1 pseudogene is annotated in these 247 nt (G+C 42.5%); it reads left to right on the forward strand.

The features are described 5' to 3' along the window. Window positions 1–123 precede the first annotated feature (123 nt). A pseudogene (locus SB658_RS26405) lies at window positions 124–247 on the forward strand (TerC family protein); the annotation flags it as partial.

A 247-nucleotide genomic window follows, 5' to 3' on the forward strand; every position in this document is an offset into this window, starting at 1 on the left:
GTTGGCATGATTCTACATATCACATGTCTAGCAAGACCTTTGCCATTACAGGCAAAGGTCTTTTTTGCATTCATAAGCCTTTGTCTGTTGTGGGACAATAGATAAAAACAAGGAGGAATGATGATGGATGCAGCAATTATTTTAGAGTACGGGTGGGTTCTTCTCGTACTGATTGGATTAGAAGGGATTTTAGCCGCTGATAATGCGCTGGTCATGGCTGTGATGGTGAAGCACCTTCCAGAAAAGC

The organism is Bacillus sp. SIMBA_008 (assembly GCF_046535495.1).
Taxonomy (GTDB): domain Bacteria; phylum Bacillota; class Bacilli; order Bacillales; family Bacillaceae; genus Bacillus; species Bacillus subtilis.